At 73.4% G+C, this 25,984-nt stretch carries 23 protein-coding genes; 8 read left to right on the top strand and 15 right to left on the bottom strand.

From position 1 onward, the window contains the following. Positions 1 to 66 precede the first annotated feature (66 nt). The gene (locus ACZ6BG_RS15445) at positions 67 to 1,482 is read right to left on the bottom strand and encodes an ABC transporter ATP-binding protein (protein WP_469000912.1); all 1,416 of its coding nucleotides are present in this window, start codon (positions 1,480 to 1,482) and stop codon (positions 67 to 69) included. 71 nt (positions 1,483 to 1,553) lie between these two features. After that, positions 1,554 to 3,308 carry an ABC transporter permease gene (locus ACZ6BG_RS15440; protein WP_469000909.1) on the bottom strand — a complete coding sequence of 585 codons (1,755 nt, stop codon included), beginning with the start codon at positions 3,306 to 3,308 and terminating at the stop codon, positions 1,554 to 1,556. A gap of 449 nt (positions 3,309 to 3,757) precedes the next feature. On the opposite strand from ACZ6BG_RS15440, the gene ACZ6BG_RS15435 reads away from it, so the two are divergent. Further along, complete coding sequence (locus tag ACZ6BG_RS15435) at positions 3,758 to 4,492, top strand: MgtC/SapB family protein (RefSeq protein ID WP_469000907.1); 735 nt, start codon at positions 3,758 to 3,760, stop codon at positions 4,490 to 4,492. Between the two features lie 31 nt (positions 4,493 to 4,523). Here the strand turns inward: ACZ6BG_RS15435 and ACZ6BG_RS15430 are convergent, their stop codons facing one another. Further along, complete coding sequence (locus tag ACZ6BG_RS15430) at positions 4,524 to 4,982, bottom strand: MarR family winged helix-turn-helix transcriptional regulator (RefSeq protein WP_469000905.1); 459 nt, start codon at positions 4,980 to 4,982, stop codon at positions 4,524 to 4,526. Between the two features lie 102 nt (positions 4,983 to 5,084). Here ACZ6BG_RS15430 and ACZ6BG_RS15425 point away from each other — a divergent pair, with 102 nt between their 5' ends. Next, positions 5,085 to 5,879 carry a dioxygenase family protein gene (locus ACZ6BG_RS15425; RefSeq protein WP_469000903.1) on the top strand — a complete coding sequence of 265 codons (795 nt, stop codon included), beginning with the start codon at positions 5,085 to 5,087 and terminating at the stop codon, positions 5,877 to 5,879. A 36-nt stretch (positions 5,880 to 5,915) separates the two neighbouring features. Here the strand turns inward: ACZ6BG_RS15425 and ACZ6BG_RS15420 are convergent, their stop codons facing one another. Next, on the bottom strand, positions 5,916 to 6,827 hold the full coding sequence (locus ACZ6BG_RS15420) for a GNAT family N-acetyltransferase (protein ID WP_469000899.1): 912 nt from the start codon (positions 6,825 to 6,827) through the stop codon (positions 5,916 to 5,918). A gap of 217 nt (positions 6,828 to 7,044) precedes the next feature. On the opposite strand from ACZ6BG_RS15420, the gene ACZ6BG_RS15415 reads away from it, so the two are divergent. Beyond that, positions 7,045 to 8,073, top strand: coding sequence for a hydroxyacid dehydrogenase (locus tag ACZ6BG_RS15415; RefSeq protein WP_469000897.1), 1,029 nt, complete (start codon positions 7,045 to 7,047; stop codon positions 8,071 to 8,073). 54 nt (positions 8,074 to 8,127) lie between these two features. Here the strand turns inward: ACZ6BG_RS15415 and ACZ6BG_RS15410 are convergent, their stop codons facing one another. From ACZ6BG_RS15410 to ACZ6BG_RS15395, 4 genes are all read right to left on the bottom strand, one after another. Further along, complete coding sequence (locus ACZ6BG_RS15410) at positions 8,128 to 8,481, bottom strand: DUF1036 domain-containing protein (protein WP_469000894.1); 354 nt, start codon at positions 8,479 to 8,481, stop codon at positions 8,128 to 8,130. 4 nt (positions 8,482 to 8,485) lie between these two features. Then, positions 8,486 to 8,725 carry a hypothetical protein gene (locus tag ACZ6BG_RS15405; RefSeq protein WP_468459297.1) on the bottom strand — a complete coding sequence of 80 codons (240 nt, stop codon included), beginning with the start codon at positions 8,723 to 8,725 and terminating at the stop codon, positions 8,486 to 8,488. Between the two features lie 95 nt (positions 8,726 to 8,820). Next, a complete protein-coding gene (locus tag ACZ6BG_RS15400; RefSeq protein WP_469000891.1) occupies positions 8,821 to 9,366 on the bottom strand; it encodes a hypothetical protein in 546 nt (181 codons plus the stop codon). 104 nt (positions 9,367 to 9,470) lie between these two features. Further along, positions 9,471 to 10,124, bottom strand: coding sequence for a DJ-1/PfpI family protein (locus ACZ6BG_RS15395; protein ID WP_469000888.1), 654 nt, complete (start codon positions 10,122 to 10,124; stop codon positions 9,471 to 9,473). A gap of 277 nt (positions 10,125 to 10,401) precedes the next feature. Here ACZ6BG_RS15395 and ACZ6BG_RS15390 point away from each other — a divergent pair, with 277 nt between their 5' ends. Continuing rightward, complete coding sequence (locus ACZ6BG_RS15390; RefSeq protein WP_469000884.1) at positions 10,402 to 11,352, top strand: GlxA family transcriptional regulator; 951 nt, start codon at positions 10,402 to 10,404, stop codon at positions 11,350 to 11,352. Positions 11,353 to 11,407: 55 nt separating this feature from the next. Here ACZ6BG_RS15390 and ACZ6BG_RS15385 read toward each other — a convergent pair whose 3' ends face one another. Beyond that, positions 11,408 to 12,151, bottom strand: a complete 744-nt coding sequence (locus ACZ6BG_RS15385; protein ID WP_469000880.1) for a class I SAM-dependent methyltransferase — start codon at positions 12,149 to 12,151, stop codon at positions 11,408 to 11,410. A gap of 134 nt (positions 12,152 to 12,285) precedes the next feature. On the opposite strand from ACZ6BG_RS15385, the gene ACZ6BG_RS15380 reads away from it, so the two are divergent. Together ACZ6BG_RS15380 and ACZ6BG_RS15375 are read left to right on the top strand one after the other, a co-directional pair. Then, positions 12,286 to 13,212: a slipin family protein gene (locus ACZ6BG_RS15380; protein ID WP_469000878.1), complete on the top strand. Its 927-nt coding sequence runs from the start codon at positions 12,286 to 12,288 to the stop codon at positions 13,210 to 13,212. A gap of 257 nt (positions 13,213 to 13,469) precedes the next feature. After that, positions 13,470 to 15,929 carry a polysaccharide lyase 8 family protein gene (locus ACZ6BG_RS15375; protein WP_469000875.1) on the top strand — a complete coding sequence of 820 codons (2,460 nt, stop codon included), beginning with the start codon at positions 13,470 to 13,472 and terminating at the stop codon, positions 15,927 to 15,929. Between the two features lie 73 nt (positions 15,930 to 16,002). On the opposite strand, the gene ACZ6BG_RS15370 is transcribed toward ACZ6BG_RS15375, so the two are convergent. Further along, positions 16,003 to 16,581, bottom strand: a complete 579-nt coding sequence (locus tag ACZ6BG_RS15370) for a TetR/AcrR family transcriptional regulator (protein WP_469000873.1) — start codon at positions 16,579 to 16,581, stop codon at positions 16,003 to 16,005. Between the two features lie 376 nt (positions 16,582 to 16,957). On the opposite strand from ACZ6BG_RS15370, the gene ACZ6BG_RS15365 reads away from it, so the two are divergent. Next, positions 16,958 to 17,899 (top strand): alpha/beta hydrolase family protein, encoded by a 942-nt coding sequence (locus ACZ6BG_RS15365; RefSeq protein ID WP_469002918.1) that lies wholly within the window; start codon positions 16,958 to 16,960, stop codon positions 17,897 to 17,899. 43 nt (positions 17,900 to 17,942) lie between these two features. Here the strand turns inward: ACZ6BG_RS15365 and ACZ6BG_RS15360 are convergent, their stop codons facing one another. The 4 genes from ACZ6BG_RS15360 to kdpF all read right to left on the bottom strand — a co-directional run bounded on the left by ACZ6BG_RS15360 (position 17,943) and on the right by kdpF (position 24,175). Next, positions 17,943 to 18,821 carry a trimeric intracellular cation channel family protein gene (locus tag ACZ6BG_RS15360; protein WP_469000869.1) on the bottom strand — a complete coding sequence of 293 codons (879 nt, stop codon included), beginning with the start codon at positions 18,819 to 18,821 and terminating at the stop codon, positions 17,943 to 17,945. A gap of 110 nt (positions 18,822 to 18,931) precedes the next feature. After that, positions 18,932 to 21,487 (bottom strand): ATP-binding protein, encoded by a 2,556-nt coding sequence (locus ACZ6BG_RS15355; protein ID WP_469000866.1) that lies wholly within the window; start codon positions 21,485 to 21,487, stop codon positions 18,932 to 18,934. Between the two features lie 44 nt (positions 21,488 to 21,531). Continuing rightward, positions 21,532 to 24,075 (bottom strand): sensor histidine kinase, encoded by a 2,544-nt coding sequence (locus ACZ6BG_RS15350; RefSeq protein WP_469000862.1) that lies wholly within the window; start codon positions 24,073 to 24,075, stop codon positions 21,532 to 21,534. Between the two features lie 10 nt (positions 24,076 to 24,085). Then, positions 24,086 to 24,175, bottom strand: coding sequence for a K(+)-transporting ATPase subunit F (kdpF, locus tag ACZ6BG_RS15345; RefSeq protein WP_033263837.1), 90 nt, complete (start codon positions 24,173 to 24,175; stop codon positions 24,086 to 24,088). 484 nt (positions 24,176 to 24,659) lie between these two features. Between kdpF and ACZ6BG_RS15340 the strand changes: the two genes are divergently transcribed. Further along, on the top strand, positions 24,660 to 24,890 hold the full coding sequence (locus ACZ6BG_RS15340; protein WP_469000857.1) for a hypothetical protein: 231 nt from the start codon (positions 24,660 to 24,662) through the stop codon (positions 24,888 to 24,890). An 84-nt stretch (positions 24,891 to 24,974) separates the two neighbouring features. Here the strand turns inward: ACZ6BG_RS15340 and ACZ6BG_RS15335 are convergent, their stop codons facing one another. After that, entirely contained in the window at positions 24,975 to 25,877 is a 903-nt protein-coding gene (locus ACZ6BG_RS15335) for an NAD(P)-dependent oxidoreductase (RefSeq protein WP_469000855.1), read from the bottom strand. Positions 25,878 to 25,984: the final 107 nt, after the last annotated feature.

Genomic DNA, 25,984 nt, shown 5'->3' with positions numbered 1-25,984 from the left:
CCGCAGTGCCCCCGGCAGCGCGCCCCGTCTTGGACCGCCGCTCGCCGATGCCGCCGACGCGCCCCGTCACCCGCGCCCCGGCTCCCCCTCCGGCCCCTCGTCGAGGCGGTACTCCCGCGCATTGGCGTCGTAGGAGTACAGCTCCGCGTACCGGCCCCAGTCGGTGGCCGTCTCCAGTTGCCGCTCCACCTGCTCGCTCGTGAAGTGGTGGGCGAGCAGGTCGCGGAAGAACCCGGCCCGGACGGCGCCGTCCGGCCGCCGGTGCAGGCTGTTGGTGATCAGCTTCACCAGCGGGATCCCGGTGGCGGCGGCTGCGAAGATCGTCTTGGACGTCTGTACGTCGGCCTCCGCGAAGGCCGTGCCCGGCTCGGTGAGGACCAGGTCGTCCCCGCTGACCGAGGCGAGGCCGAGCAGTTCGAGGGCGTCGACCTGCGGGAGCAGATCGTCGACGTCCAGGCCGAGTTCGTGGGCGAGGTCGGCGAGGTCGCAGCGGCCGCCCCGGTGGGCGACCAGCTCCGCGAGGCCGGACAGGCCGTCGACGGAGGCGGCTGGCAGCGGCGTGCCCGCGACCGTGCGCCTGTCCAGGTCGGCGGGGTCGGTGGCGTGGTCCGCGCGGCCGGAGAGCCGGGTCTCCTCGGGGCGTCCGGTCATGATGCGGTACACCCGGTCGATGAGTTCCTGGAAGGCGGGCGCGTCCCGGTCCCGGGGACGGTCGAGGCCGACCTCGACGGTCTCCCGGATGGTGCCGTAGGGGCGGGCGCCGAGCACGACGATGCGGTCGGCCATCAGGACGGCCTCCTCGATGTTGTGGGTCACCAGGACCACGGCCCGGGTGGGGAACTGCCCCGACTCCCACAGCTCCATCAGCTCGCCGCGCAGGTTCTCGGCGGTCAGTACGTCCAGCGCGGAGAACGGCTCGTCCATCATCAGGACGTCGGGCTCCACGACGAGGGCGCGCGCGAAGCCGACGCGCTGGCGCATGCCGCCCGACAGCTCCTTCGGGTACGCCGATTCGAAGCCGTCGAGGCCGATCAGGTCGATGGCCTGCCCGGCGGCGCGGGCGCGCTCGTCGGCGGGCACGCCCCGCGCCTCCAGGCCGAGTTCGACGTTCTGCCGCACGGTCAGCCAGGGCAGCAGGGCGAAGGTCTGGAAGACCATGGCCGTGCCGGGGTTGACGCCGGTCAGCGGCTGGCCGCGGTAGGCGACGGTGCCGGAGCTGGCCGGGATGAGCCCGGCGAGGCAGCGCAGCAGGGTGGACTTGCCGGAGCCGGACTTGCCGAGCAGCGCGACGATCTCCCCGGCGCGGACGGTGAGGTCGATGCCGGAGAGGACGGGCAGGTCGCCGTCGGCGCCCGTGTAGGACTTGGTCAGGCCGACGGCCTCCAGGAGGGCGTCGCCGTCGGCTGCGGGCGGCGGGGCGGCGGCCGGGCCGGTGGTGGGGGCGGAGGTGGGGCGCAGCTTGCGGAGTGCCTTGAGTGCCATGAGAGGGGCTCCAGTTCGGCGGAGGGAGAGGGAAGTCTGGGGGTGGGCCACGGCCTCGGCCCGGGCGCGGGTCACAGCGCGTACCGGGTGTCGGCGAGGCGGTAGAGGCGGCGCCACAGCAGGCGGTTGAGGCCCACGACGTACACGCTCATCACCGCGACGCCCGCGATCAGGCGTGGGAAGTCGCCGTCGGCGGTGGCCTCGGCGATGTACGCGCCGAGGCCGGTCGCGGTCAGCGTGGTGCCGCCGAACGTGACGACCTCGGAGACGATCGAGGCGTTCCAGGCGCCGCCGGACGCGGTGATGCCGCCGGTGACGTACGCGGGGAAGACACCGGGCAGGATCAGCCGCCGCCAGCGCTGCCAGCCGGTCACGCCCAGGTCGTCCATCGCCTCGCGCAGGTCCGTCGGGATCGACATGGCACCGGCGATGGCGTTGAAGAGGATGTACCACTGGGCGCCGAGCGCCATCAGGAGGATGCCGCCGACGTCGATGGACAGGCCGGTCTTCAGGAAGAACCAGACGGCGACGGGGAAGAGGAAGTTGGCGGGGAAGCTCGCGAGCACCTGGACGATCGGCTGGGCGATCCGGGTCAGGCGCGGCGAGAAACCGATCCGTACGCCGATGGGCACCCATACGACGGTGGCGACGGCGACGAGCACGACGACGCGGGCGAAGGTGACCAGGCCGAGGAGCAGCGGCTCCCCGAACACGCCGAGGCCGGTGCGGTCGTCGAGGTAGCGGCCGAGGTCGACCAGGCCCCACGCGATGAGGCCGCCCGCGACGAGCCCGAAGGCGAGGTCGCCGGTGCGCCTGCGGGCCGGGTCGACGGTCAGGGGGCGGTCGTCGGTGCCGAACACGCGGGCGGCGCGGCCGAGCGCGCGGCCCACGGGGCGCAGCAACGTACCGAGGAGGTGCGGCCAGTGGGAGCGGCGCAGGAAGTTCAGGACGACGGAGCGCTGCACCTCGTCGGCCTCGGACTGCTCGTTCTTGAAGCGTTCCGCCCAGGCCGTGAGCGGGCGCCAGAACAGGAAGTTCACGCCGATGACCATGACGGCCATGGTGAGGACGGCCCAGCCGACCTTGCCGAGGTCGCCGTCGGCGACGGCGGCTCCGGCGTAGGAGCCGACGCCGGGCAGGGCGTAGTCCTTGTTGTTGACGCTGATCGCTTCGGAGGCGACGAGGAAGAACCAGCCGCCGCCGAAGCTCATCATGCCGTTCCAGACCAGGCCGATCGTCCCGGCGGGGACCTCGACCTTCCAGAACCGCATCCACTTGGTGAAGCGGAACGAGCGTGACAGCTCGTCGAGTTCACGGGGCAGCGAGGTCAGCGAGTGGTAGAAGCCGAACGTCATGTTCCAGGCCTGGGAGGTGAAGATCGCGAAGATCGACGCGCATTCGAGGCCGAGCAGGGAGCCGGGGAACAGGGCGATGAACCCGGTCACGGCGACGGTGAGGAAGCCGAGGACCGGCACGGACTGGAGGATGTCCAGGGCCGGGATGAGGATCCGTTCGAGGCGGCGGCTCCTGGCGGCCGCGTAGGCGTACCCGAACGTGAAGGCGACCGAGGCGGCCAGGGCGACGAACATCCGCAGCAGGGAGCGGGCCGCGTCGTACGGCAGCCGCGCCGGATCGGTGTCGACCGTGACCGACTGGTCGGTGGAGAAGCGGACGGTGGTGCCCTGGCCGACCCGCAGGACGAGGTAGAGCAGGACCAGGACGGCCGCGGCGACCACGACGTCCACCCAGGACATCCGGGACAGACGGCCCCCGAACCGGGAGGAGAGCGGGGCGCGCGGCGGGGCGCCGTCGGCCTTGAACGACATCACAGGAACCTCCGACCACACTCTGGGCACAGCGGTCCCCGGCCCGCGACCGCAGCCGCGGCCGGGCAGGCGAGGGTCACACCGTGACGGGAGTGCGCACGTGAGCTGGCAAAGGGGGGAGACGGCCGCGGGCGTGGTGCCGCGCGGGCCGGGTCACGCCGGTCCCGTGCGGTGCTGACGCGGGGAGCGGCGGATCAGGGGCTGCCGGAGAGGCAGCGGCTACTGGGTGGGTCGGCGCCCATGGCTGCCTCCTTCCGTGATGCCGGTGTGCCGGGATGTGCCGGATGTGCCTCCGGAAGTGTGCGCCTCTTTGCGTCAATACGCAAATAAGGAGGCCGAGGCGCCCTCCGAGCGGGTACTATTTTTGCGTACTTGCGCAACTACGCAAGCACCGGAAAGCGAAAGAAGTACCGGCGACAGCGGTACGGGAGCCACCTGGAGGTGCCGCCATGCAGTCCCTGACCACATTCGACTTCGCCCTGCGCCTGGCCACCGGCGTCGGCTGCGGCGCCCTCATCGGCGTGGAGCGGCAGTGGCGCGCCCGCATGGCGGGGCTGCGCACCAACGCCCTGGTCGCCGCCGGGGCCACGCTGTTCGTGCTCTACAGCGAGGCGATGCACGACCCGACGAGCCCGACGCGCGTCGCCTCGTACGTCGTCTCCGGCGTCGGATTCCTCGGCGGTGGCGTCATCATGCGCGAGGGCGCCTCGATCCGGGGCCTCAACACCGCGGCCACGCTGTGGTGTTCGGCGGCGGTCGGGGTCCTCGCGGCCTCCGGGCGGCTGACCCTCGCCCTGCTCGGCGCCGCCACCGTCGTCGCCGTCCATCTGACCCTGCGGCCCACCAGCCGCCTGATCGACCGGGCCCCGCAGGGCAACTCCGACAACCCGACGCAGGTCGCCTTCCACGTCACCTGCGACCGCCGCGACGAGGCCCATGTCCGGGCGCTGCTCATCCAGTTGCTCAGCAGCTCCGATCCGCGCCTCGCGGGGCTGCGCATCCGGCGCGGCGAGGACGACGACAGCACCGCCCTGGAGGCCGCGGTCGTCCTGGACGGCGCCCCCGGCGCGGACATGGAGCAGTTGGTGACGCGCCTCTCGCTGGAGCCGGGCGTCCGCGATCTGCACTGGCACCTCGCGGACGAGGACGAGCAGGCCCGCGCCGAACGCGAGGCACTGGTCTGACCCGACCCCGCCCCGCCCCGCCCCCAGGGGCTCACCCCCCGCCCAGCCTCCGCGCGACCTCCCCGAGCCCGTCCTTCAGGGCCCGCGCCTGGTCCTCGCTGAGCACGTCGATCAGATGGGCGCGGACGACCTCGACATGGCCGGGCGCCGCCCGCTCCAGGCGGGCGCGGCCCGCGTCGGTGAGGACGGCGTAGACACCGCGCACATCCGCGGCGCACGAGCGGCGGCGTACCAGGCCCGCCTTCTCCAACTGCGTGATCTGGTACGTCAGTCCGCTCTTGGTGGTGAGCACGTCGGCGGCGAGTTCGCTCATGCGCAGCTCACCGCCCTCGGCGGCGGACAGCCGCACCAGCACCTCGTACTGGACGTGGGACAGCCCCGACTCGGCCTTCAGCTGCTCCTCGATGCGCCGGTCGAGCAGCGCCCCCGCCGTGAGGAAGGCCTGCCAGAGGGCCATCTCGTCGTCGTTCAGCCACTTCGTGTCGCCCATGGGAGCAGCGTACGCCTGTTGTTCAAATTCAAACCATCGAGTACGGTCGACCGCGTATATGTGATTCAAATTTGAACCACTCTGCTGAGGAGGCGACCGACCATGACCACCGCACCCCTGGATCACCCGGTGTCGCGGATGCCCGCGCTCTTCATGAGCCACGGTGCCCCGACCCTCGCCGAGGACGCCGTCTGGCCCGGCCAGCTCGCCCGGTGGGGCGCGGAGCTGCCGCGCCCGAAGGCGATCCTGATGGTCTCCGCGCACTGGGAGGAGGCCCCGCTCGCGCTCGGCGCGACCACCGTCGTGCCGTTGGTCTACGACTTCTGGGGCTTCCCCGAGCACTACTACGGCGTCCAGTACGCGGCGCCCGGCGCGCCCGAGCTCGCCGAGCAGGTCCGGGGACTGCTGCGGGCCCCGGGCATGCCGGTGCAGGACCTGCCCGAACGCGGCCTCGACCACGGTGCGTACGTGCCGCTCCTCCAGATGTACCCCGAAGCGGACATCCCCGTGCTCCAGATGTCCCTGCCGACGCTGGACCCGCAACAGCTGATGGGCATCGGCCGCAGGCTCGCGCCGCTGCGCGACGAGGGCGTGCTGATCGTCGGCAGCGGCCACTTCACGCACAACCTGCGGGCCATCAACCCCCAGAACGAAGTCCCCTCCCCCTTGGCCGAGTTCGACGACTGGGGGCGGCGGGCCCTGGAGGCCGGTGACGTCGACGCGCTGCTCGACTTCGCGCGCAAGGCCCCGGCCGCCCGGTACGCCCACCCCCGCGAGGAGCACTTCGTGCCGCTCGCGGTCACGCTCGGCACGGCGGCGGACGACCTGGGCAGTCAGCGGAGCGTCATCGAGGGCTCGTGGCTCGGCCTTTCGAAGCGGTCGGTGCAGTTCGGCTGAGCGACCGCTGCGAACGGCCCTCGGGGCCGCGCCACGTCAGGCGTGGTACCAACCCCGGTCGGTCCGCACCAGCTCCCGGAACCCGAGCGCGGTGAGCCGCTCGATCGCTTCGGGCTCGTCGGCCCCCTCGTACGCGAGCAGCCGGTCGGCCCCGGCGAGGCGCAGCCACTCGGCGGCCTCGCCCAGGAGCCAGGCGTCCAGGCCTTCGACGCCGCGGCCGGGCTCGGTGTGGAAGTCGCCGATGTCGGCCAGCGTGCCGTTGCGGGCCTGGCGTTCGGCGCGGCCGAGGGCACTGTCGACCTCGATGAAGCCCAGGTCACGGCCGCCGAGATGCGCGGTCAGACGTGTGCCGCAGGCGCCGAGAGTGCGGCGGACGGCCAGGCCCGGCAGCGGCGGCTCGGTCCGGGGCAGGGCCGACAGGGGGGCGATCAGGACGACCTCGGTGTGTCCGGTGTGCCGGAATCCGGCCCGTTCGTAGGCGGCACGGACGTGCGGCCAGACGCTCGGCAGGCCGTAGACGGCCGGGGCGGGCAGCGAGCCGTCGGCCGCGCGGGCGCGCACGCCCCAGCGGGCCAGTTGGGCCAGGCAGGCGCTCATGAGCAGGTCGGCGGCCTCCTCCGAGTCCGGCCAGAACGACGCGGGCGGGTGGCAGACGAACCAGTTGATCTCGCCGATGCCGCGGTGGTCCGGGGAGACGTCGGCGTCGGAGCGGTAGCGCAGCAGATGCGCGGCGGCCACGACGAACGCACGCTGCTCGGCGACAAGGGTGACGCGCTCGGCCACCCACGGGTCGGTGATGAACTCGTCCGGCTGGCGCGTCAGTTGCCCGAGGACGGTGTTCACGGAGACGGAGACTCCCGGCACGACGGCGGCCACATGACTGTTCACCAGCTCGGTGAGCTGATCGCGGTCGTCTCGGTGGAAGGGGCGTACCTTGAGCGCGGACATGCGGGGACCTCCCGGTCGGGTTGCGTGTGCTTCAGGAGGCCGCCATGCGATGCGGTACGCGATCGATCCTACGACAGGTGCCGCCGCCGCACCGGAGCGGGCGTACCGATGTGGCCACGCGGGCCCGGCGCCACGGCTGCGACACGTGCGAAAGCGGCGCGGCCCGACGAGACTCGTACGGATCCCGCGCCGCCGGAAGGATGGAGTCCCGCCCCGCATGCCCACCCCACCGCACGCGACCCGCCGGCCGACCGCCGCGCTCGCCATGTCGCCCGGCGCCGCCCGGGCGCTGCTCGGGCCCGACGTGCTCGCCGCCTTCGCCGGAGTCTGCGCGCTCCGGCACCCGCCCGTCCTCGACGACTTCTCCGGCGAGCGGGCCCGGGACGTGCTCGCGCGGGCCGAGGTGCTGATCACCGGCTGGGGCTGTCCGCCGCTCGACGAGGCCGCCCTCGCCGCGGCGCCGGGGCTGCGGGCCGTCGTGCACACCGCCGGATCCGTACGCGGCCATCTCACGCCCGCCTGCTGGGAGCGCGGCATCGAGGTGTCGTCGGCGGCCGCCGCGAACGCGCTGCCGGTCGCCGAGTACACCGTCGCGATGATCCTCCTCGCCGGGAAGCACGTCCTGGAGCGCGCCCGTGCCTTCAAGGCCGCGCGCGACCGCGACGACCCGCTGACCACACCGCACTCGATCGGCAACTACCGCCGCACCGTGGGGATCCTGTCCGCCTCCCACGTCGGACGGCGCGTCATCGAGCTGCTGCGCCCGTACGACATCGAGGTACTGCTGCACGACCCGTACGTCGACGGAGCCGAGGCGGCCGCGCTGGGCGTGCGGGCCGTCGGGCTCGACGAGCTGTTCCGGCGGAGCGACATCGTGAGCGTGCACGCCCCGCTCCTGCCCGCCACGCGCGGACTCGTCGGCCGCCGCCAGCTCGCCGCCCTGCGCCCCGACGGCGTGCTCATCAACACCGCGCGCGGCGCCGTGGTCGACCAGGACGCGCTCACCGAAGCGGTCCTCGCGGGCCGCATGCGGGTGGTGCTCGACGTCACCGAACCCGAAGTCCTGCCGCCGGGGCACCCGTTGTGGGACTGCGAGAACGCGCTGATCACCCCGCACCTCGCGGGCTCGCAGGGCAACGAGTGGCGGCGCCTGACCGATGTCGCGGTGAGCGAGGTCGCGCGCTGGGCGGCGGGCGAGGGCTTCGCGCACCCCGTGCGGGCGGACCGGGTGGCGTTCCTGGCGTGAGCGGGGCGCCCGGACGCCGGGTGTCCGGACCGGTCCGGCGTGGCCCGGTGGGCGCTAGCCGGTGAGGTTCAGGGTGAAGTTCTCGTTGTCGCCCACGTCGAACAGCCGGAAGCCGCGCGGGTGGCCGCCCGAGACCGAGGGCCGCCAGCAGCGGTTGAACGCCTGGTCCGGCACCTGTGTGACGTACTCCCCCGCCCAGACCGGGCCGTTGTTCACGGCCTCGCCGACGAAGAACCACATGCGGCTGTACTGGTTGACGCGGTTGGCGTACACGAGCGCGCAGCGGCCCGGGTCCAGGTTCCACCAGCCCATGATGTGCGGGCCCGTGTTGTACAGGCAGGTGTTGTCGTAGAAGCCGATCGAGACGTGGACGCGGGTGTGGAAGCGGTTGCAGATCGTCAGGCCCATGGCGTCAGTCCTCCGGGGTCCGCGGCCGCGCCGTCGGCCCGGGTGCGGGCGGCGGGTCGAGCGGGGCCGACAGGTCCGGTGCGCCCGGGGCCTGCCACGCCTCCGCGTGCGGCGCCGCCGGGTCCCGTGCCAGCGCGCACTCGTTCGGCGTCCTGCCCACCGGCGGATCCCCGATCGCGCCGCGCGGATCGGCGCCCGCGGGCTCGGCCGGAGCGGGCGCCGTGCTGTCGTCCTCGGACCCCATCTCGTACCCCCTGCCGGGAAGTTGACGGACCGCCGTCGCTTCGAGCATGAGGCACGGGGGCCGTCTCCGGCCAGCCTCACGGGGCATGTGCGGGGTCAGCCTCCGGTCGTGGAGCCCGGCCGCACGATCATCAGGATGGTGACGGTGGCCCAGAGGAGGTTGAAGACGCCGGTGAACATGGCGAGTTGGGCGCTGGTGCGCGTGTCGAGGCGCACCGCGCCCACACCACCGGTCGCGCCCGCGTCATCGGCCTCACCCCCGGCGGCACCGGCGCCCTCACCGGCAGCCGCGGCCTTCACCCCGGCCACCGCCTCCAACGCCGTCTCCTGACGCGGCAGCACCAGCAGGATGAGGATCACCGCCGCGACGAACGTCAGGGCGATCGACGTGATCAGCCAGGCACTGCCGAGCACGCCCATGCTGCTCGCCGTCAGGAAGCCGAAGACCACCACGGCGATGGCGGCGCCCGCGTAGACGCGGCAGATGCGGTGCAGTGTCCGCAGCGTCGTGACGGGGGCCGCGTCGCCGGGTCCGGCCAGGGCGTCGCGCAGCACCTTGGGGAACATGCTGGCCGCGACGGCGACCGGGCCGACGGCGAGGATGGCCGCGAGGACGTGGAGGATGAGGAACAGCTTCGTCATGGGAGGGCTTTCGCTTCGGGGAGGGCGGGCGGGGCGCCGGACGGGGAGAGCGCGTTTCCGGCGGGCGGGACACCGGACGGCGGAGCGCGTCCACGGCGGCAGGATCAGATGCGAGCGGGCTCGGCGCCGGTCGCGCGCCACACCACCCCGCGCCGCTCGTGCGCGAACACCTCCTCGACCACATGCGCCACGCGCGGCCCGAACTCACGCTCCAGGAGGTGCAGTCCGAGGTCGAGACCGGACGTCACCCCGGCGGCGCTGACCAGGTCGCCGTCGTCCACGACCCGGGCCCGCACCACGGTCGCCCCGAGGCCCCACAGGACGTCGAGGGCGTCGTGGTGGCCGGTGGCGCGCCTGCCCTTGAGGAGCCCGGACATCGCGAGGAGCAGGGAGCCGCCGCACACCGACGTCATGGTCACGCCGGGGCGCGCCATGGCGGCCGACAGGAGCGCGGGCAGGTCGGTGCGCTGGGTGCGGGCCAGGCGGGAGGGGATGCTGTCGTCCTCGGGGTCGCCCTGCTCGGTGGCTCCGGCGGCGCCCGGCACCAGGATCAGGCCGTCGCGCTCCGGGTCGAGTCGCGCCGTGGCTCTGAGGGTGACGAGGTCCAGGCCGCTCGGGACGTCGCGGGCGCCCTCCGCCGAGACCAGTTCGACGGTGATCGCGCCGTTCGTGGCGATGCCCCCGGCGTACAGGATCTCCAGCGGGCCGAGGACGTCGAGGGGGTCGAAGCCGTCGAAGAGAACTGCCTGAACATGCATGCGAGGTTCCGTTTCCTGGCGGGGACCGCGGCCCCGGCGGGGCTCCGGCGCTGTTCCCGTGCTGTTCCCGGCGTCGAGGCTAGTCAGCGCCGCGCCTCCGCCGACAGTGGCTGCAATGACAGCTTTCAACGGGATATCGCCAGGGCGGCGCGGGGCCGTCGCCGCCCGCTGGATGCCCGTTCCCCCAGTTCGTCGGCGCGCGGCGCGGGCGATCTGGGCCGGGCGGGAGCCGCGAGCGGCGTTTGGCGGGAGTCCGGTGGTGTCGTACGTTGCCGCCATGCACACCGTCGCTTTCCTCGCCCTCGACGACGTCATCCCCTCCGACCTCGCGATGCCCCTGGACGTGTTCAGCAGGACGCGGCTGCCCGGTGAGCGGCAGGCCTACCGGGTGCGGGTGTGCGCGGCCGGGCCCGAGGTCGACGCGGGCGCGTTCTCGCTGCGGGCGCACCACGACCTGAGCGGGCTCGTGGACGCGGACACCATCGTCGTACCGGGCACCCACGACCCGACCGCGCCGGTGCCGGAGAAGACCCTGGCGGCGCTGCGCGATGCGGCCGCCGCGGGCACCCGCATCGCGTCCATCTGCGTGGGCACGTTCGTCCTCGCGCAGGCGGGGCTGCTCGACGGGCTGCGGGCCACCACGCACTGGTTCGCGACGGACCACCTCGCCGCGGCCTACCCGGACATCGACGTCGACCCGGATGTGCTGTACGTCGACAACGGCCAGATCCTCACGTCCGCGGGCGCCGCCGCCGGGATGGACCTGAGCCTGCACATGGTGCGGCGCGACTACGGCTCCGCGGTCGCCGCGGACTCGGCGCGCCTCTCGGTGATGCCGCTCGAACGGGAGGGCGGCCAGGCCCAGTTCATCGTCAACCAGCCCCCGGCGATGCCCCGCGGCCGCGCCCTGGAGCCACTGCTGCGCTGGCTGGACGAGAACGCGGCGCGCGACCTGACCCTGGACGACATCGCCGGGCACGCCGGCCTCAGCAGCCGCACGCTGCTGCGCCGGTTCCGCGAGCAGACCGGCACGACACCGCTGCAGTGGCTGCACCGGGCGCGGGTCCGCCAGGCCCAGCACCTCCTGGAGACCACGGAGCACCCGGTGGAACGGATCGCCGCGCAGGTCGGCTTCGGCTCGCCGACCGCGTTCCGTGACCGCTTCAAGCGGGTCGCGGGGGTCAGCCCGCAGGCCTACCGGCGGGCGTTCAGCAGCGCGCCCCGCTGAAGAGCCCGTCCTGGAACCCCGTCCCCCACGACGGCCGACCCGACCGGGCCGGAGGTCACACCGCCTTGCGTGCCACCACCATCCGCCAGTGCGGGCTCCCGTCGTCCCGGCGGCCGAACTCCTCCAGCGGCCGCAGCCCCACCGTGAACCCGGCCCCCTCCAGGTCGGCCCGCACCCCGGGCAGCGGGAACGTGCGGTAGTACATGACGAAGGGCGGCTGCCGCAGCGCGTTGCGGGCCCGCATCGCCAGGTCGAAGCCGAGCATGCCCCAGTACCACGGTGACGTGAGTGGCTGTGGCGCGCCGATGGGGAAAGCGAACAGGCCGCCGGGGCGCAGCGCCCGGTGCACCTGGGCGAACAGACCCGGCCGCTCGGCGGGCAGGAAGTGCCCGAACGCCCCGAAGCTGACGGCCACGTCGAAGCCCTCGACGAAGGGCAGCGCGCGGGCGTCGGTCCGCACCCAGTGGACCGCCGGACCCTGCTCCCCCGGCCCGTCCTCGGCGCCGAGCGCCGCACGCGCCCGCGCCAGCATCCCGGAGCTGAAGTCCACGCCGGTCACCTGCTCCCGGCACAGGGGCCGCAGGAGTTCCACACCGGCCCCGGTGCCGCAGCACACGTCGAGCCCCGCGGCGAACGGGCCGAGTGGCCGCAGCGCCTCGGCACACGCGTCGAGGATGCGCTCGGGCGTACGGAAGGGCGTGTGATCGAACTTGGGAGCCAGCAAGTCGTAGCCGTGCTCCGTGGAGGACAGCGCCTGGACGGCCAGTTCGCGGAGCGAGGGGCCCTGGGAGGTGAACACCGGCACAGCTTAGTGAGCGCGTGTGGCCAGGAACCGCCTTGTGGCCTTCCGGGCCCGTGCCCAGGGGCTCGCCCCGGCGCACCTTCCGGGCGTATCGTTGATTGACGGACGGCTCGGAGCGACAGGGGGTCGTCATGGTGCAAGAACTCCTCACGGCCGGCGTGGTGACACTCTCCGCCGGTCTCGTGTACGTGATGTCGGCGGCCCGCGTCGTCAAGCAGTACGAACGCGGTGTCGTGTTCCGTCTCGGCCGGCTGTCCGGGGCGCCGCGCACGCCCGGGTTCACCATGATCCTTCCGGGTGTCGACCGGATGCGTAAGGTCAACATGCAGATCGTGACGATGCCCGTGCCCGCGCAGGAGGGCATCACGCGCGACAACGTCACGGTGCGCGTCGACGCGGTCGTGTACTTCAAGGTGGTCGAGGCGTCGGACGCGATCGTGCGGGTCGAGGACTACCGCTTCGCGGTCTCACAGATGGCGCAGACCTCGCTGCGGTCCATCATCGGCAAGAGCGACCTGGACGATCTGCTGTCCAACCGCGAGAAGCTCAACCAGGGCCTGGAGCTGATGCTCGACAGCCCGGCCATCGGCTGGGGCGTGCAGATCGACCGCGTGGAGATCAAGGACGTGTCCCTGCCGGAGACGATGAAGCGGTCGATGGCCCGGCAGGCCGAGGCCGACCGGGAGCGGCGCGCCCGCGTCATCAACGCCGACGCCGAGCTGCAGGCCTCCAAGAAGCTCGCCGAGGCCGCCAAGGAGATGTCCGAACAGCCCGCCGCCCTCCAACTGCGGCTCCTGCAGACCGTCGTGGCCGTCGCCGCCGAGAAGAACTCGACCCTGGTCCTGCCCTTCCCCGTCGAACTCCTGCGCTTCCTGGAACGGGCCGCGAACCAGCAGCCGCAGGCCGTGGCGACCCCGCCCGCGGGCGCGGAACCGCAGACCGCTGCCGCCGCGTCGGCCGACGCGGCGCCGCGCGAAGTCACCGCGTCGGCGGTGGAGTCGGTCCCCCGGGTCGCCGGCAGCACGGCGCCGCCCGTGGAGGCCGAGGCGGCGCCCTGAGCCCGGCCCGGGCGCCGGGCGGACCCGGCCTCACCCCGGGTCCGCCCGGTCGAGTCCTGCGGCACACCCATTGAGCCCGTCGGCGCCCGCATGCTAGAAAGCGCTTACTGACGCCGGTCCGGCCGCGCCCCGGCCGCCCGTACCGCCCGGCACCTCCCCGCGCCCCTCGACGCCCGCGCCCTTCCGCTCCTCCCCTCCCTCTGGCCTCTCCGTCTCTCCGTCTCTCCGGTCTCTCTGGCCCCCCCTGGAGCCCCCGCATGCCCACTCCTTGGCCCCGCCGCGCCTTCCTCCTGACCACCGGCACCTCGGCGCTCTCCCTCGCCGCGCCCGCCACACTCGCGGCGGCCGCCGACGGCACCGCGAGCTCCACCGCGACCCCAAGCACCGCCGACGCGTTCGCCGCCCTGCGTGCCAGGTGGCGCACCCTGATCCTCGGTGAGGGATTCAGCCCGACCGCCGAGCCGTTCAAGAGCCGCCTGGCCCAACTGGGCACGTCCGCCGGGCAGTTCCGGGACTCCATGGACCCGGCGACCGGCTCGCTGTGGCCCGACGCCTCCTACGCCGACCCCGAACCCGACACCGATCAGGAGTCGTTCGGCTACTCCGCGAACCTCGTCACCAGTTGCACACGGCTCGCCACCATGGCCCAGGCGTACAGCCAGCAGGGCACCGGGCTCACCGGGGACGCCACACTCAGGACAGCGATCGTGACCGGCCTCGACCACCTCTACGCGCAGGTCTACAACGAGCGGCAGGCGCGCTTCGGCAACTGGTGGAGCTGGCAGATCGGCGCCCCGCAGGCGCTGCTCGACACCTGCGTCCTGATGTACGACGCGCTGTCCGCCGACCGGATCTCCCGCTACTGCGCGGCCGTCGACCACTTCGTCCCGGACTCCGCGGTCGACCGGTACACCGGCACCAGCACCGGGGCCAACCGCGTGGACCTGTGCCGGGTCCTCGCGCTGCGCGGCGTCGTCGGCGCGAACGAGGCGAAGGTCGCACTGGCCCGGGACGCCCTCTCACCCGTCTTCCCGTACGTGACCAGCGGCGACGGCCTGTACGCGGACGGCTCGTTCATCCAGCACACCACCGTGCCGTACACCGGCTCGTACGGGTCGGTGCTGCTCGGCGGGCTCGGCCTGCTGTTCGCGCTGCTCGACGGGTCGCCGTGGGAAGTGACGGACGGGGGCAGGCAGATCGTCTTCGACGCCGTGGAGAAGGCGTGGGCGCCGTTCCTCTACAACGGCCTGGTCATGGACTGCGTCGCGGGCCGCGCCATCAGCCGCGGCATCGCCGCCTCCGACACGAAGCAGACGCAGGCCGACGACCACCTGCGCGGCCACCCGATCCTGGCGTCGATCGCGCTGCTCGGCCAGGGCGCGTCGGCGGCCGAGAACGCCCGGTGGCGGGGCCTGGTGAAGGGCTGGATGCGCCGCGACTACTACAGCCCGCCGCTCAGCGACCCCCAGTTGGGCCTCGCCCACCTGGCCCGGCTCAAGGCCGTCCAGGACGACACCGCCGTCACGCCCGTGCCCGAGCCCACCGGGCACCGCCTGTTCACCAACATGGCGCGGGCCACGCACCGCCGCCCCGGCTGGGCCGCGTCGATCAGCATGGCCGACGCCCGCATCACGTACTACGAGACCGGCAACGGCGAGAACCTGCGTGGCTGGCACACGGGCTCGGGCATGCTCGCCTGGTGGGGCGACAGCTACGCCAACGGTCAGTACAGCGACGCCTTCTGGCCCACCGTCGACCCCTACCGGCTGCCCGGCGTCACGGCGTCACGCAAGGCCCTCGCGGACGGGGCGGGCGGCGACTGGGGCGCGGCGCGGCCGGACGTGAGCTGGGTGGGCGGGGCCACCGATGGCCAACGGGCCGTCATCGGACAGCACTTGAAGGGGCTCCAGAGCACGCTGTCGGCCCGCAAGGCGTGGTTCTGCCTGGACGACGCGATCGTGTGCCTGGGCGCGGGCATCAGCTGCGCGGACGGCGCGGTCGTGGAGTCCACCGTGGAGAACCGCAACCTCGGCCCGGCCGGAGGCGCCCCGTTCCAGGCCGACGGCGTCACCAAGCCCACCACCACGCCCTGGTCGCAGACCCTCACGGGCGCCCGGTGGGCGCACATCGGCGGCCACGGCGGCTACGTCTTCCCGGGCGGCGCCACCGTCCGGGCCCGCCGCGAGCGGCGCACCGGCAAGTGGAGCGACATCAACAAGGGCGGCGCCACCACCCCGTTGACCCGCACCTACCTCACGCTGCACGTCGACCACGGCACCGACCCCACGGACGCGACGTACGCGTACGTCCTGCTGCCCGGCGCGAGCGCGGCCCGCACGGCCGAGCGGGCCGCGGCCACCGGCTGGCTGCGGATCCTCGCCAACTCCGAGGCACGGCAGGGCATCAGCGTGCCCTCGCTCGGCTTCACCGGCGTGACGTTCTGGTCGGGCGGCACGGCCGGGGCGCTCACCGCGAGCGCCGCCTGCGCGGTACTGGTCGGCGAGCGGCCGGACGGGACGGCGGTGGTGTGCGTGAGCGACCCGACCCGGGCGGCGCGCGCGGGCCTGACGGTCACGTGGGACCGGCCGGTCGCCGCGGTCACCTCGAAGCCCGCCACCGTCACGTCGGTCAGCACGGGCGCGGCCCTGAAGCTCACGTTCGCAGACCTCGGCCCCGCGAAGGGCGCCACCCAGAAGATCACCGTGCGCCTCGGATGAACCGCGCGCCTCGGATGAACCCTGCGCCTCGGGTGAACCCTGCGCTTCAGGTGACCGGCCCGCGCCGCCGCCGTCAGGCCTTGCGCAGTCCCGCGACGAGGAGCGCGACCAGGCGGCGCGCGTCGTAGCGGGAGTCGCTCTCGGCGCCGATGCAGAGGTTCCCGATGCCGCGCATGAGTTGGTACGCGGTGAGGTCGGCGCGGATCTCGCCCGCGGCGGCCGCGGCTTCCAGGAGCTGGGCGCACACGGGCAGGAGGCGGTCGAGGAAGTAGGCGTGCAGCGTCTCGAAGCCCGCGCTGTCGGACTGCATCGCGGCGGCCAGGCCGTGCTTGGTGACCAGGAAGTCGACGAAGAGGTCGGCCCACCGTTCGAGGGCGGCGTGCGGTGTCGCCTCGCTCGCGAGGAGGGCGGGACCGGCCTCGGCACAGGCGTCGACCTGGTGGCGGTAGACGGCGATGACGAGGTCGGCGCGGGTGGGGAAGTGGCGGTAGACCGTGCCGACGCCGACGCCCGCCTCGGCCGCGATGTCCCGTACCGGCACCTCCACGCCCGAGGTGACGAAGACCGCCGCGGCCGCGTCGAGCAGGGTCTGTTGGTTGCGCCGGACGTCCTTGCGCTTGGATCCGGCGGCGCTGCCCGCGCTTTCGTTCACCGCGACGTTCCTTTCGTGAGGGGGCGCCCCGAGCCGCGCGGCGGGCGCCCCGAGTCATGGAGCGGATGCCCCGAGTCGTGGAGCCGATGCCCCGAGTCATGAGGCGGATGCCCCGAACCATGCGGGGCGGATGCCCGAAGACGCGCGACGGGCACCCCGGGCCACGGGACGGTCACCGCGGGGGTTGTGAAACGGAACCACGTTCCGTATCGTTGGCGGAGCAACGTTCCGTTTTGCTCATGATGGCAGACCCGGGGGCCCGGCGACCAGCTCGTCCGTGCTGCCCGCCGCCCACCCGGCCCTGCCCGCGACGCCCCCGGCCGACCGCCGGGCCCGCCGCGCCGAGACCCGCAGCATCCCCACGGAAGGCACCTCCATGTCCGAACCCGCCGTCACGCCCCCGCAGCAGCCCGCGGACGCGCCCGCCCCGGTCGTCTCCGCGAAGCCCGTCGTCCTGCCCGCCCCGGGCCGGGGCACGGATCTCCAGGTCCGCGTGTCCGCCCCCGCGACCGGCACCGACCTGCCCGTCGTCGTCTTCTCGCACGGCTTCGGCTGGTCGATGGACGGCTACGCCCCGCTGGCGGACCACTGGGCCGCGCACGGCTTCGTGGTCGTCCAGCCCACCCACCTGGACTCCCGGACGCTCGCCGTCCCCGCCGACGACCCGCGTACGCCCAGGATCTGGCGCATCCGCGTCGACGACCTCACCCGTGTCCTCGACGGGCTCGACGTGCTGGCGGCCGCCGTGCCGGGCCTCGGCGGGCGGGTCGACCGCGACCGCGTCGCCGTGGCCGGGCACTCCTGGGGAGCCCAGACGGCGAGCACGCTGCTCGGCGCGCGGGTCCTCGACGCCGACGGCGTGCCCGGCGAGGACCTGTCCGACCCCCGCGTCACGGCGGGCGTGCTGTTCGCCCTGACCGGCCTGGGCGACGACCTCACCCCGTTCGCCGTCGAACACCTCCCGTTCCTGCGGCCGTCCTTCGACGCCATGACGACCCCGGCCCTCATCGTCGCCGGGGACAACGACCGGTCCCACCTGTCCACCCGCGGACCGGACTGGTTCACCGACCCCTATGTCCACGGCCCCGGAGCCAAAAGCCTGCTCACGCTGTTCGGCGCGGAGCACTCGCTCGGCGGGATCCCCGGGTACGAGGTCGCCGAGACGACGGACGAGTCCCCCGCGCGCGTCGCCCTGATCCAGCGGCTCAGCACGGCCTACCTGCGCAGCGCCCTCACCGGCGACGACACCGCGTGGAAGACGGCGGCCACCGCCCTGGAGGAGGACCCCGAGCCGCTCGGGAAGCTGCGGAGCAAGTAACGCCCGGCCGAGCAGGACCGACGCCGCACCCGTGCGCGCGAACTCATCGGCCGATCCGCGAACCGAAGGTGTCGTCGCCGTCCGTGTCGTCCCTGGCGTCGGGGCCGGGCGGGTGCGGCGGTGCGGGCCTGCGGCGCAGGGTGCCTGGCGCGGGGTGGGCGCCGCGGAACCGCAGCCGCCGGGCGGCACTCGCCCCCCGCCCGCTCCCCCGGCCCCGGCCCTCCGCCGTCCGGGACTCGCGCCGCCACCCCCGGCGCAGCGCACTCGCCAGGCGCGACCGGGGCTGCCACTCCAGGCCGCTGGGCAGCCCCCAGCCGCGCTTGTACGCGGTGAGCCGCAGGACGAGTGCCACGGTCACGCCGAGCACGATGCCGAGGGTGGGCTGCTCGGCGTAACTGCACACGACCGTGATCGCGGCGGCGACCACCGCGACGGACGCGTACAGCGCGTTCCCGCCGAGCACCGCGGGAACGCGGCGCAGCATCATGTCGCGCAGTGCCCCGCCGCCGACGGCCGTGATCGTGCCGAGCAGCAGCGCGGGCAGCCAGCCGAGCCCGGCGGCCAGGGTCTTCTGCGCCCCGGCGACGGCCCAGAAGCCGATCACCGCCGCGTCGAGCGCGGTGAAGAGCCGGTCCCAGGCCTCCTGGCTGATGCTGATGAGGAAGGCGACGAAGGCCCCGGCGAGCGCGGTCGGCAGGTAGAAGACGTCGGTGAGCGCGACCGGCGTCCCGTGCTGGAGCAGGGTGTCGCGGATGAGCCCGCCGCCGAGCCCGGACACCACGCCGACCGCGACGAAGCCGAACAGGTCGAGCCGTTCGGTGCGGGCGATCGCGCCGCCCTGCAGCGCGGCGGCGAACACCCCGGCGAGGTCGAGCCCGCGCGTGGCCACGTCCACGCCGTGCGGCGTGAGGAGTCCGGCCATCGCCGCCCGCCTCCCTGCTCCGTTCCGCGCCCGGTGCGTCCCGTACGTCTCCTACGTTTCGTACGTCACCCGGCGGCGGACGGCGACCGGAGGCGGGCCGGACGCCGGTCTCAGGACGTGGCGGCCGCGGGCAGATCGGGGCTGATCTGCGGGCGTCCGGGCACAAGGCGCAGCGCGAGCACCATGGTGAGCCCGCCACCCGGGGTGTCCTCGGCGCTGAGGGTGCCACCCATGGCCTCGGTGAAGCCGCGGGCGACGGCGAGGCCGAGGCCCACACCGGCGCCGCGCGGGGAGTCGCCGTACCGCTGGAAGGGCTCGAAGATGCGCTCCTTGGCGTCGTCGGGCACACCCGGGCCGCGGTCCACCACGCGCAACTGCACCTGGTCGGCCATGGTGCTCGCGGCGACCAGGACGCTCTCCCCGGCGGGGCTGTACTTCAGGGCGTTCTCTATGACGTTGGCGACGGCCCGCTCCAGAAGGCCCTTGTCGGCGGCGACCATGGGCAGGTCCTCGGGGATGTCGAGCGCCACGTGCTCGGCGGACGAGGACATCCCTTCGAGGGCGAGCGGGACGACCTCGTCGAGGTCGATCTCGCGGACCATCGGCATGACGGTGTCGGTCTGGAGCCGGGACATGTCCAGGAGGTTGCCGACGAGGTGGTCGAGGCGGTCGGCGCCCGCCTCGATGGCGGCGAGGAGTTCCGCCTGGTCCTCCTCGGACCACTCGATGTCGTCCGAGCGGAGGCTGGAGACGGATGCCTTGATGCCGGCGAGGGGGGTGCGCAGGTCATGACTGACGGCGGCGAGCAGGGCGGTGCGGATGCGGTTGCCCTCGGCGAGGGTGCGGGCCTCCTGCGCCTGGGACTGCAGGCGCTGGCGGTCCAGGACCACGGCGGCCTGCGCGGCGAAGGCGCCGAGGACGCGGCGGTCCTCGGCGGGCAGGACGCGGCCGATGAGGGCGAGGGACATGTAGTCGCCGACGGGCATGTCGACGTCGGCGTCCTCGGGGCGGCCGACGTGCGGGCGGGGGCCGACACTGGCCGCGCAGGTCCACAGGGCGATGTCGCTCTCCCGCTCCAGGAGCGCCACGGACTCCATCGCGAAGGTCTCGCGCACGGTCTCCAGGAGCGACTCGAGGCTGTTCTCGCCGCGCAGGACGCTGCCCGCCAGGTACGACAGGATCTCCGACTCGGCGCGCAGCCGCGCCGCCTGGTGGGTGCGGCGCGCGGCGAGGTCCACGACCGACGCCACGGACACCGCCACCGCCACGAAGATCACGAGGGCGACGATGTTCTTCGGGTTGGAGATCAGGATGTGATGGACGGGTGGCGTGAAGAAGTAGTTGAGCAGCAGGGAGCCGAACGCCGCCGACGCGAGCGCCGGCACCAGACCGCCGAGCAGGGCCGCCGCCACGGTGAGCGTCAGGAACAGCAGCATGTCGTTGGCGAGGCCCAGGTCGGGCGCCACGCCGCGCAGCAGCAGGGCCAGCAGTATCGGCCCGCCGATGCCGACCAGCCAGCCCCAGGTGGTCCGGTTGCGGCCGAGGCGGGCGGCGCGCGGGGTGGCCGACAGGCTGCGTCCCTTGCCCGCCTCGTTGTGGGTGACCAGGTGCACGTCGAGGTCGGGCCCGGACTCGCGGGCGACGGTGGCGCTGACGCCGGGCCCGAAGACGTACTGCCAGGACCTGCGGCGGGAGACGCCGAGGACGATCTGGGTGGCGTTGACACCGCGCGCGAACTCAAGGAGCGCCGCCGTGATGTCCTCCCCTATGACCTGGTGGAAGGAGCCGCCCAGGTCCTCCACGAGGGTGCGCTGGATCGCGAGTTCCTTCGGGGATGCGGCGGTGAGGCCGTCGCTGCGGGCGATGTAGACGGCGAGGACCTCGCCGCCCGCGCCCTTCTCGGCGAGCCGCGCGGCACGGCGCAGCAGGAAGCGGCCCTCGGGTCCGCCGCTGAGGCCGACGACGATGCGTTCGCGGGCCTGCCAGGTGGAGCGGATGTTGTGCTCGCCCCGGTACTGCTGGAGGTATTCGTCGACCCGGTCCGCCACCCACAGCAGCGCCAGCTCGCGCAGGGCCGTGAGGTTCCCGGGGCGGAAGTAGTTGGACAGGGCCGCGTCGACCTTGTCGGCCTTGTAGATGTTGCCGTGCGCCATCCGGCGGCGCAGCGCCTGGGGCGACATGTCGACCAGCTCGATCTGGTCGGCGCGGCGCACCACCTCGTCGGGGATCGACTCGCGCTGGCGGACACCGGTGATCCGCTCGACGACGTCGCCCAGGGACTCCAGGTGCTGGATGTTGACGGTGGAGACCACGTCGATCCCGGCCGCGAGCAGCTCTTCGACGTCCTGCCAGCGCTTGGTGTTGCGCGAGCCGGGGATGTTGGTGTGCGCCAGTTCGTCGACGAGGGCGACGGTCGGGGCACGCTCCAGGACGGCGTCGACGTCCATCTCCGTGAAGGTCGCGCCCCGGTACTCCAGGTCCTTGCGCGGCAGCAGTTCGAGGCCGTGCAGCATCACTTCCGTACGTGGACGGCTGTGGTGCTCCACGAAGGCCACGACACAGTCGGTGCCGCGTTCGATACGACGGTGGGCCTCGGACAGCATCGCGTACGTCTTGCCGACGCCCGGTGCCGCCCCCAGATAGATCCGAAGCTTGCCGCGTGCCATGTAACTCGTCTCTGCGCTCGGGGGGTGATTGATACGTTCATCAATCAAAGGCGCTCAGAATGCCAGACGCCAGGGGCCCGCGCACCGTTGACTTCACGCACCCGTTCCGCGAACGGCAGGGACAGGACCATGGTGAGCCCGCCGCCGGGAGTGTCCTCCGGGGTGAGCGTGCCGTCCATCGCCTCGGCGAGCCCCCGCGACAGGGCGAGGCCGAGCCCGAGACCTGTGGTGTTGTCGGTGTCGCCGAGCCGCTGGAAGGGCTCGAAGACCCGGTCGCGGTCGGCCGGAGGGAGGCCGGGGCCGCGGTCGACGACGCGCAGTTCCACGCGGCCCGCCAGGGCGCTCGCGGTGATCAGGACCTTGCCGCCGGCCGGGGTGTGGCGGGCGGCGTTGCCGACGAGATTGGCTATCACCCGTTCCAGGAGCGGCGGGTCGGCGAGGACGGCCGGGATCTCCTCCAGGCTGCCCGTCTCGACCGGGCAGTGGTCGGGCAGCGAGTCGAGGGCGGGCGGCAGGACCTCTTCGAGCGCGGTGTCGCGCAGTTCCAGCTTGAGGGCGCCCGCCTGGAGGCGGCTCATGTCGAGGAGGTTGTCGACGAGGCGGTTCAGCTTGGCCATGGACTCGTCGGCGGTGGCGAGCAGTTCCTCCCGGTCGTGCTCGGAGAAGTCCAGGTCGCGGCTGCGCAGCGAGCCGATCGCGGCGAGGGCGGCGGCCAGCGGGGTGCGCAGGTCGTGGCCGACGGCGCGCAGGAGCGCGGTGCGCATCCGGTCGGCGGCCTTGACGGGCTCCACCTCGGCGGCGGCCTCGGCGAGCCGGGCCCGCTCCACGGCGGCGCCGACGTGCGCGGCGAACGCGGCGAGGACGCGCCGGTCGGCGGAGGGCAGCGGGCGGCCGCGCAGCACGAGGTAGGCGTCGGCGCCCGCGGGCACGACGGTGACCTGGGTGTCCGAGGCGTCGGGCGGCTCCGCCACGAGTTCGGCGGCGTCCACGCCGAAGGCCTCCCGGGCGCGTTCGAGCAGGGCGGGAATGGGCTGCCCGCCCCGCACGATGGTGCCCGCGAGCGACGACATCGTCTCGGCCTCGGCGGTGGCGCGTGCCGAGCGCCGGGACAGGCGCAGCGACCGGTCGACGACGGCGGCGACGGTGGCGGCGACGATCGCGAACACCACCAGCGCCAGCATGCTGTTCGGGTCCCCCAGCGTGAAGTGCCCGACGGGTGGCATGAACCAGTAGTTGAGCAGCAGCGACGCGGTCACCGACGCCACCACCGCGGACAGCACCCCGCCGATGCAGGCCACACCCACGACGGCCAGCAGGAACAGCAGCGCCTCACTGGTGAGGTTCAGGTGTTCGCGGGCCACGTCCAGGTCGAGGAGGAGGGTGAGCATGCCCGGCAGGAGCAGCCCGGCGACGGGTCCGCCGACGCGGCGCGGGCGCGACAGCGTGCGTCTGCGGGAGGGCAGCAGGGTGCCCGCGCCCGCGCGTTCGTGCGTGACGGTGTGGACATCGATGTCGCCGGACGCCTCGACGACGGACTCGCCGGTGCCACGGCCGGTGAGGAACCGCTCGACGCGGCCGCGGCGGCTGGAGCCGAGGACGAGCTGGGTGGCGTTCTCGGCGCGGGCGAACTCCACCAGGGCGGTCGCGACGTCGTCGCCGACGACCGAGTGGTAGCTGCCGCCCAGGTCCTCCACGAGCCGCCGCTGCCGGGTCAGGGACGCGTGCGAGGTGCCCGCGGCGAGGCCGTCGCTGCGCGCGATGTGCACGGCGAGCAGCTCACCGCCGACGGAGCGGTCGGCTATGCGGGCGGCGCGGCGGATCAGGGTGTCGCCCTCGGGGCCGCCGGTGAGGCCGACGACGACGCGTTCGCGGGTCTCCCACACGCCGCCTATGCCGTGCTCGGTGCGGTACGCCTGCAGGGCCTCGTCGACGCGGTCGGCGACCCACAGCAGGGCGAGCTGGCGCAGGGCGGTCAGATTGCCGGTGCGGAAGTAGTTGGCGAGGGCCGCGTCGACCTTCTCCGGGGCGTGGATGTTGCCGTGCGCCATGCGGCGGCGCAGCGACTCCGGGGCGACGTCGACGAGCTCGATCTGGTGGGCGCGGCGCACGACGTCGTCGGGGACCGTCTCGGCCTGCGGCACCTTGGTGATCTTCTCCACGACGTCCTTGAGGGACTCCATGTGCTGGATGTTGATCGTCGTGACGACGTCGATGCCGGCCGTGAGCAGCCGGTCGACGTCCTGCCAGCGCTTGGGGTTGCGGCCGTCACCGGGGACGTTGGTGTGGGCGAGGTCGTCGACGAGCACGACCTCCGGGCCGCGGGCGAGCACCGCGTCCAGGTCGAGCTCGGTGAACTCCCCGCCGCGGTAGGAGACGCGGGCACGCTCCACGATGTCGAGCCCGGCCGCCCTCGCCTCCATGAGCAGGGATTCCGTGTGCGGGCGTCGATGGCACTCCACGAGGCCCACGACGACGTCGGCGCCGCGTGCGGCCCGTCGCCGTCCTTCGTCGAGCATGCGGCAGGTCTTGCCGACCCCCGGTGCCGCGCCGAGGTAGATCTTCAGCTGTCCGGGTCGTACGTGCGTCATCGCGCCGGTGTCAGAACCTCTCCGGGAAGAGCCGCGCGAGGACGAGATATCCGACCAGGCTGACGGCGATGACGAGTCCCACCACATTCTCAGCGCTCACGGTCCTCAACTCCTTGGCGTGCTGGGTGACTTCCCCACCGAAGCCGCTCGTGGGACCGGCGGATACGCCCCTTGACACATCCTTGGCAGCTCTCACCAGGACGTTGACACGGCCTTGACATCCGGGGGCCGACAGGGTGAGGGCGGTGTGCCGGGAAGTCCGGTCGGCGTGATGGGCCCTCGTTCGAGGCGGCCCGCACACGACCAGGGGGCGCGGTTCGTGGTCCTCGCGGGCGGCGGCACCCTGATCGGCGGGATGGTGGCCGGGGGGCGCGGCGACCGGCCGGCCAACGCCCGGACAAGGCTCCGGCTGCACGCCGTGTACGGCACGGTGGTGTTCCTCCTGGAGAGCGTCGTCTTCAGCCTCATCGGCCCGGCGTTGCCCGCGCAGGTGCGTGCGCCGAGCGCGGACGCCCGGGCGTGGCCGCTGTACGCGCTGACGGTCGCGGGCACGCTCGCCCTCCAGGGCTTCACGCTCGCCCCCCTTGTACGCCTTGTACGCCGCTCCGGCGATCGCGCTGGAACCGGACCACACCGAGCGCGAGGAGGCCACCGCGCGCTGCCGCCTCCCCGACGCGGGCATCCGCCGCGACCTGATCGCCGTGGAGGCGGCGGAGCCGCAGCGGCTGTACGACCAGCACCACCTCAGCGACACGACGCGGCGGCGGCTGCTGCGGTCCCTGGGCCTGGAGGAGGCGCGGCTCGCGGACGTGTGAGCGCGGGGCGGCGGGGCCGCGCGGCGTGGGACCGGGCGGCGGGGCCGGTGCGGTGGCGCACCGGCCCGGCGGGCCCTGCGGGTACTAGCGCAGCGATTCGATCGTGCGGGACATGCTCTCGGCGCCGTGGCCCTCGGACAGCTGCCGCTGGAACAGGGTGTGCAGCGGGGCGAGCAGGTCGACGCCGACGCCCAGGTCCTTGGTCGCGGTGAGGATGTGGGCGAGGCCCACGGCGTTGATGTCCAGGTTGGACGTCTCGGTCCGGTAGTCCCCGGCGTCGATCTCGGCGGCGAAGCCGGGCAGCGCGGCGATGGCCTCCTTGAGCCAGCGCACGAGCAGCTCGGTGGCCTTCCCCGCCTCGATCCCGGCGGAGCCGGCGACGGCCACCGTCTGGAAGAACCCGGCGAACATCCCGTACATGCCGCTGAGCAGCGCCACGTCGTACACCGGCGCGAGCCCCGAGTCGGTGCCGACGAACACCGCCGAGCCCAGCGTCTCCAGGAGCGGCCGGTACCGCGCGAAGGCCTCGTCGTCGCCGCTGTACAGGACGAACGCCTCCGGCGTGCCGACGGTCTGCGGAATCGCGTACACCGCGCCGTCCACGTACGCGGCGCCGTGCCCGGTGACCCAGGCGCCGAGCTCGCGGGCCGGGTCGGGGGTCCCGGAGGTGAGGTTGACGACCACGCGGCCCGCGAGGGCGGCCGCGGTCGGCGTGAGCAGGGCGCGGACGGTCGTGTAGTCCAGTACGCAGATGACGACCAGGTCGCTCGCAGCGACGGCGTCGGCCGGGGTGGCCGCCAAGGTGGCGCCCCTGGCGACCAGTTCGTCCGCCTTGTCCTGCGAGCGGTTCCAGACGGTGACCTTGTGGCCCTGGTCGAGGAAGGTGCGGGCGAGGACCTGCCCGAGGTTGCCGAGCCCGATGACGGTGACGGTCGTGGGCTCGGGGGTGACGGCGTTCTCGCCGGTGGTGATGCGGGTGTCGCTCATGCTGTGCCTCCGTGGGACCGCGGCCGGGGCGGTGCGCCCGGCCTGTGGTCATCACCTTCCGGGCGGGCGCTGTCCGTTCACTGCCGCTTGGCTGCCGGTCCGCTGTC

The sequence above is a fragment of the Streptomyces sp. NPDC041205 genome, from assembly GCF_055591765.1.
This window is presented reverse-complemented; position numbering and strand designations above follow the sequence as displayed.